Consider the following 6,151-nt stretch of genomic DNA (forward strand, 5'->3'; position numbering starts at 1 on the left):
GAAACCAACATTATAGAGCGATTTACATATTATAGGACTATTAGAGCTCATAAAGAGCCAGGTCTACAGGGAAATGTTCGCGATCGAGAAGTGGTTTTCTATAAGAGAGGAGGGGAATTTACGCCAAGAGCGAGCATTCTCTGATATTGTACGATCACTATGTTTAATCGTTGAAAAGAGGAGATGATAAAATGAAAAACGACATCGTGATGTTCAAAAACGGAGAACTTGAATTAGAAGTAAATGTAACACCAGAAAAAGAAACTGTATGGCTCACTCAAGATCAAATGTCTTCATTGTTTGATACTGCCAGATCGTCTATTGCTTACCATATTAATAACATTTTTAAAGAAGGGGAGCTACAAAGAGACACTTCTGTCGAAATTTTCGACAGAAGTCTAGGTAAAGCATCCCGTCCGCCAATGTACTACAATCTTGATGTCATTATTTCTGTAGGGTATCGAGTTAAATCGCAGAGAGGTATTGCTTTTAGGAAATGGGCCACCTCGATCTTAAAAGACTACATGATCAAGGGATATGCCGTTAATGAGAAGCGATTAGAAATTCTAAATAAGACAGTAGAGATCCAGTCAAGGATGCTGGCTACGGCATATGAACTTGATGAAAAAGAATTATTGGATGTCATTGAAGCGTATCAAAACGCTTTGTCGCTGCTTGATGACTATGATCATGGATCGATATCAAAACCAAAAGGAAAGAAATCTGTTTATCGACTGACTTATGAAGAATGCCGAGAACTGATTGACAAGATGAAATTTGAGTCGGCTGTTTTTGGTGTCGAAAAAGAAGAAGGAAAGCTCAATGGTATTTTGGCGGCCGTCTATCAAAATGTATTTGGTCAAGAACTCTATCCAAGTATTGAGGAAAAAGCTGCTAATCTTCTCTATTTCCTTATCAAGGATCATCCTTTTGCCGATGGCTGTAAACGCATTGGTGCCACGATCTTTTTGGAGTTTTTGAATAAGAATCATCATTTGATCATTGACGGCAAGAAGATCATTTCAGATAGTGCCCTAGTGGCAATCACTTTGATGATTGCCGAATCAAGGCCTGAAGAAAAAGAAACCATGGTCAAACTGGTGATGAATTTCCTATCAAAATAAAAAAACTATTGACTTAAAGTTAACTTTAGGTGCTATCCTATAGCTAAGTAAGGAGGAATGACAATGGCAAAGAGTCTAGTAGCTTATTTTAGTGCAAGCGGGACAACCGAAAGAGTCGCATCCAAATTGGCCTATGCGATCCAGGCGGACCTGTTTGAAATCAAACCCGTTCAACCTTATTCCAGTGTTGATCTAGATTGGAATGATACATTGAGTCGAAGTACGCAAGAAATGAAAGATCCTGAATGTCGTCCGGCAATCCGCAATACGGTACAACATATGGAACAGTACGATGTCGTCTTTGTCGGTTTCCCGATTTGGTGGTATCGCGAACCTTCGATCATCGATACATTTATGGAAAGCTATGATTTTGGAGGAAAGACAGTGGTTCCATTTGCGACCTCCGGAGGAAGCGAAATGGGAAATTCCTCGGAGAACATGCAAAGGCTGGCACCGGGATCCAAAGTCGTCATGGGCATGCGCTTCAACGATTCGGTTTCTGAGAAAAGATTACTTTCTTGGGCTTCACAGTGGTTATAAAACATCAGCAAGGCTTGGATAACAAGCTTTGTTTTTCTTAGGAAGGATGATGAGCAATGAGAATAGAAAATCAACAAATGGATGAAGAAAGAGCCTGTTATGGTTCGAGAAATCTGATGGTGAAAAACTGTCGGTTTGATGGGCCGGCCGACGGCGAAAGCGCCTTTAAAGAGTGTGAAAATATTGATGTCCAGGATACGTATCTGAATCTTCGCTACCCCTTTTGGCACGATCACGGTTTGAAGATCACGCATTGTGAAATGACCCCGAATTGTCGGGCTGCCTTATGGTATTCGGATCATATCGAGATCACGGACACCAAGATGCATGGCATCAAAGCTTTGCGAGAATGCGATGATGTCGTGATCCAAGATTGCGAGATTAATTCGCCGGAATTTGGCTGGATGACCCGCAATATTCAGATGAAAGATTCAAATGCCGTCAGTGAATACTTTATGATGCGGGCGCAAAACCTTCGTTTTGAAAACGTGCATTTCCAAGGGAAATACTCTTTTCAATACATGAACAATGCTTATTTTGATCATTGTGTATTCGATACCAAGGATGCCTTCTGGCACTCCAAAGATGTATGGGTCAAAAACTCGGTGTTAAAAGGCGAATACTTGGCATGGTATTCCGAAGGTCTGGTGCTGGAAAACTGTACGATCATCGGGACCCAGCCGCTTTGTTACTGCAGGGATCTGAAACTGATCCAATGTGAAATGATCGATACCGATCTGGCATTTGAGCGCTCGATCGTAAATGCTGTGATCACTACGGAAGTTGAAAGTATCAAGAATCCTTATGCCGGCCAGATCCTGGTGCCTTCGGTCAAAGAGATCATCATGGACGATCCTGAAGCACAGGGTGTTATTATTCAAGAATGAAAAAAGCTCAGTCTGATCAATTGTCAGGCTGAGTTTTTCTTAGAAAGTATCGGTGTAGGTGAAAGTGAAGGAATCGCCGTCTTCAATGGTCAGTTCGCTGGCAGCCGGACACATGCCCGCTTCTACACAGGCTTGGTTGGTATCGGATTCAAACAGCCACCAGGGACCTTTGTTCCAGTCTTCTGTGGCAACACCGCAGATGGAGAGAATGGTTTTTCCGTATTCTCCCTCTTCCATCACGACCTCCAAGGAGTCGGCTTCTTCTAAAAAGTCAGAAAGTGTTGAAACTTCTTTTTCAACTGTCAGATCATCATCAAAAAGCGTTTCATCTTCGACCTCATTGATCACCGTGATATGCAAGGTAACGGCATCCGATGAAGATGATTCAGGTTTTTGTGTCGCACTGCAGCCAACCAGGCAAAGGCTCAGACAAAGCATTAGAAGTTTTTTCATAGATCAAGTTTCCTTTCTATCGCACAAAGTGCTTTTTTTGTCGGGTGATATAAAAACAAACAAATCATGGCGGACAAAGCGCCTTGGATCAAAGAAGTCTTCAATCCTAGGATCAGATACAGGATCGTCAGTGTTTTAGAAAACAACAGAAACGGAAGCTGTAAAAGCTGGCCTGTCAAAAACGAGAAAAAGGCACAGACAAAGGCCAGGATCCAAAGCTTTTTGGTCAAAGACTGTTTCCAGGTGGAGAAGATCCAGCTGTAAACAGGATAGATTCCCAAGTAACAAAGGGACCAAGGCGTGATTCCCTGGATCAGCACAATATTGAGAAGACCAAAAACCGTCGCTCCTGAAACGGCGATCTTTCTGGGGAAAACGACCGAAAAGATCAACACGGTAAAGGTGATGCATTCCAAATAAAGAATGAAAGAAAATGAAGTGAAGACCACAAATTCAATGGCACCGATGATGGCTGTGACACAAAGTTCTTTAACTGTCATAAGACCTCGATAAGAAAGGGATCTCCTCGATTGCTTCGGCTTGATTTTCGTAAAGGGCCATCATGAAGAATAAATTGGATAGACGATTGAAGTAATCCCATAAGATCCCGGGGGCGTTTCTTTCTTTTTGGATGCGATGCATATGACGAATCACCTTTTTGGTTTGTGATCGTAAAACATGCAGCTTGCAGGCACCTATGGATCCTTGCGGCAGTACAAATTGACGGCAGGGGATCGCATAGTGCTCTTCTATCGTTTTCAGTTTTTCCAGATCTTGCGGCGTGATGGCCAAATGTCCTCGTATGGATCCGTTGGCGTGATAGACTTGTTCACAAAGAAGGAGCAAGTCTTCTTTATGAATGTGCCGGATCACATGGATTGCTTCTCCGATCTGGCTGGCCAGCAGATCCGTTTCAATTTCATAATCACACAATGATCCGTCCTCTTTTAAAAAAGGGTAAGCTTCTGAAATGTTGACCGCCTCCTTTTTGGATAGGATTTCATTCTATCAAAAAAAGGAATCAAAGAATATAGGATCGGTTTGAAAATTTCCCAAAAACATCAAAAGAAGAACGAATCGATTCAATGATCTTTTCGAGCGCAAAGGGTGTTTGCGTCCTGGTCCTATGGTATAATAACGGAGCAGGTGATCAAAAATGGAACGAGATAAGATATCGATTCAGGGAGCTCGCGAGAACAACCTGAAAAATATAGATTTAGAGATTCCCAGAAACAAACTGGTCATTATGACCGGAGTTTCCGGAAGCGGAAAGACCAGCCTTGCCTTCGATACCATTTATGCCGAAGGACAGCGCCGTTATATGGAATCGTTGTCGGCTTATGCGCGCCAATTTTTAGGAAACAGTGAAAAACCGGACGTCGATCAGATCGAAGGGCTTTCGCCCGCTATTGCGATCGATCAAAAGACCACCAGCAACAATCCGCGCAGTACGGTCGGTACGGTCACGGAGATCTATGACTATTTGCGCTTGTTGTATGCGCGAATCGGGGTTCCGTATTGTCCGCATCATCATGAACCGATCACCGGTTCTACGATCAAGGAAATGATCGATCGGATCATGGAATTGGAAGACGGGACCCGGTGTACGATCCTTTCTCCGGTGATCTCAGGCAAGAAAGGAACGCATAAAGAGCTCTTAGAGAAACTGACCAAAGAAGGGTATGTCCGCATCCGCCTGGATGGACAGATCGTCTACTTGGAAGATGTAGAACCTTTGGAGAAAAATAAAAAGCACAGTATCGATGTTGTCGTGGACCGCATCGTCAAAGGACAGGACCGGTCTCGGTTTCACGATTCTTTGGAAACGGCCTTGAAGTTATCCGATGGCTTGGCCATTCTTTTGACCAAGGAAGAAGAGATCCTCTTCTCCAGCAATTATGCCTGTAAGGTCTGCGGATTCAGCGTTCCCAAGCTGGAACCAAAACTTTTCAGTTTCAATGCGCCTTTTGGGGCATGCCCTACATGTAAGGGATTGGGAATCACACAGAAAGTCGATCTGCATCTCTTGATCCCGGATCCGTCGTTGTCGATTGCCCAGGGTGGCATTCGCTATTATAAAAATATCGTCAATACCGAAAATTTGGAATGGCAGAGAATGAAGGCACTGATTGATTATTATCAAATCGATATGGATACGCCGATCAAAGATCTGCCCAAACAACAGCTTCATTATATTTTATACGGATCGGATGTTCCGATTGCTTATCAGCTTCATTCCCGAGGCGGGATCCATCAGGCCAAAGTTGAGGTCATCGAAGGAGTAGCTCCGATGATCGAAAGACGCTACATGGAGACTTCTTCGGCGATGTCCAGAGACTGGTACGGAAGCTTTATCGCCGATGCTCCTTGTCCAACCTGTCATGGAGCGCGTTTGAATGAACAAGCTTTGAGTGTACGGGTGGGACAAAAGAACATCTATGAATGGACGCAGATGTCAATCAAAGAAGCGCTGGTCTTTATGAATGAGCTTTCGCTGACGCCGATGCAGGAAAAAATTGCGCATTTGATCGTCAAGGAAATCAAAAACCGTTTGGAATTCTTGAATCATGTCGGCTTGAATTATTTGACCTTGGATCGTTTGGCTTCGACCCTTTCGGGAGGAGAAGCGCAGCGGATCCGTCTGGCAACGCAGATTGGTTCCAAACTGACCGGGGTCATGTATGTCTTGGATGAACCGAGCATTGGGCTGCATCAAAGAGACAATGATCGTTTGATCTCGGCGCTAAAAGATATGCGTGATCTTGGCAATACATTGATCGTTGTCGAACACGACGAAGATACGATGCGAGCCAGCGATTATATTGTCGATGTGGGACCGGGAGCCGGGATCCATGGGGGCGAGATCGTCGCCACCGGAACCCCCGAACAGATCATGGAAAATCCGGATTCGATTACCGGGGCTTATTTGAGCGGCCGTAAAAAAATCGAGGTACCGCAAAAGCGCCGCAAAGGAAACGGCAAGAAACTGCGCATTGTAAAAGCGAGTCAAAACAATTTAAAAAATGTCACGGTTGACTTTAAGCTGGGAACCTTTACCGTAGTGACCGGCGTGTCCGGTTCCGGAAAGTCTTCGCTGGTGACGGAAGTTTTGACCCACGGTGTACAGAATGCCCTGGGACGTTTGCG

The 6,151-nt window shown here is 44.1% G+C and carries 7 protein-coding genes; 4 read left to right on the forward strand and 3 right to left on the reverse strand.

Translation table 11 applies throughout. From position 1 onward, the window contains the following. Positions 1 to 191 precede the first annotated feature (191 nt). The 3 genes from rhuM to Q0K03_RS06905 all read left to right on the forward strand — a co-directional run bounded on the left by rhuM (position 192) and on the right by Q0K03_RS06905 (position 2,551). Positions 192 to 1,124: a RhuM family protein gene (rhuM, locus tag Q0K03_RS06895; RefSeq protein ID WP_297238976.1), complete on the forward strand. Its 933-nt coding sequence runs from the start codon at positions 192 to 194 to the stop codon at positions 1,122 to 1,124. Positions 1,125 to 1,187: 63 nt separating this feature from the next. Then, positions 1,188 to 1,664: a flavodoxin gene (locus Q0K03_RS06900; protein ID WP_296242698.1), complete on the forward strand. Its 477-nt coding sequence runs from the start codon at positions 1,188 to 1,190 to the stop codon at positions 1,662 to 1,664. 56 nt (positions 1,665 to 1,720) lie between these two features. Further along, positions 1,721 to 2,551 carry a DUF3737 family protein gene (locus Q0K03_RS06905; protein ID WP_296242697.1) on the forward strand — a complete coding sequence of 277 codons (831 nt, stop codon included), beginning with the start codon at positions 1,721 to 1,723 and terminating at the stop codon, positions 2,549 to 2,551. A gap of 39 nt (positions 2,552 to 2,590) precedes the next feature. Here Q0K03_RS06905 and Q0K03_RS06910 read toward each other — a convergent pair whose 3' ends face one another. The 3 genes from Q0K03_RS06910 to Q0K03_RS06920 are packed head-to-tail and all read right to left on the reverse strand — an operon-like array spanning position 2,591 to position 3,937. Continuing rightward, on the reverse strand, positions 2,591 to 3,004 hold the full coding sequence (locus Q0K03_RS06910; protein ID WP_297238977.1) for a hypothetical protein: 414 nt from the start codon (positions 3,002 to 3,004) through the stop codon (positions 2,591 to 2,593). Then, entirely contained in the window at positions 3,001 to 3,504 is a 504-nt protein-coding gene (locus Q0K03_RS06915) for a cytochrome B (RefSeq protein ID WP_297238978.1), read from the reverse strand. Before Q0K03_RS06915 ends, Q0K03_RS06910 begins: the two co-directional genes overlap by 4 nt. Beyond that, entirely contained in the window at positions 3,494 to 3,937 is a 444-nt protein-coding gene (locus Q0K03_RS06920; RefSeq protein WP_297238979.1) for an ATP:cob(I)alamin adenosyltransferase, read from the reverse strand. Before Q0K03_RS06920 ends, Q0K03_RS06915 begins: the two co-directional genes overlap by 11 nt. 223 nt (positions 3,938 to 4,160) lie before the next feature. Between Q0K03_RS06920 and uvrA the strand changes: the two genes are divergently transcribed. Then, positions 4,161 to 6,151: excinuclease ABC subunit UvrA (gene uvrA / locus Q0K03_RS06925; protein WP_297238980.1), on the forward strand; the 1,991-nt coding region annotated here is incomplete at its 3' end.

The organism is uncultured Faecalicoccus sp., from assembly GCF_944327125.1.
Classification (GTDB): Bacteria; Bacillota_I; Bacilli_A; order Erysipelotrichales; family Erysipelotrichaceae; genus Faecalicoccus.

What these genes read in the sequence shown, in the direction of transcription:
- rhuM (WP_297238976.1), top strand. Translation starts at nt 192, where the DNA reads ATGAAAAACGACATCGTGATGTTCAAAAACGGAGAACTTGAATTAGAA.
- Q0K03_RS06900 (WP_296242698.1), top strand. Translation starts at nt 1,188, where the DNA reads ATGGCAAAGAGTCTAGTAGCTTATTTTAGTGCAAGCGGGACAACCGAA.
- Q0K03_RS06905 (WP_296242697.1), top strand. Translation starts at nt 1,721, where the DNA reads ATGAGAATAGAAAATCAACAAATGGATGAAGAAAGAGCCTGTTATGGT.
- Q0K03_RS06910 (WP_297238977.1), bottom strand. Translation starts at nt 3,004, where the DNA reads ATGAAAAAACTTCTAATGCTTTGTCTGAGCCTTTGCCTGGTTGGCTGC.
- Q0K03_RS06915 (WP_297238978.1), bottom strand. Translation starts at nt 3,504, where the DNA reads ATGACAGTTAAAGAACTTTGTGTCACAGCCATCATCGGTGCCATTGAA.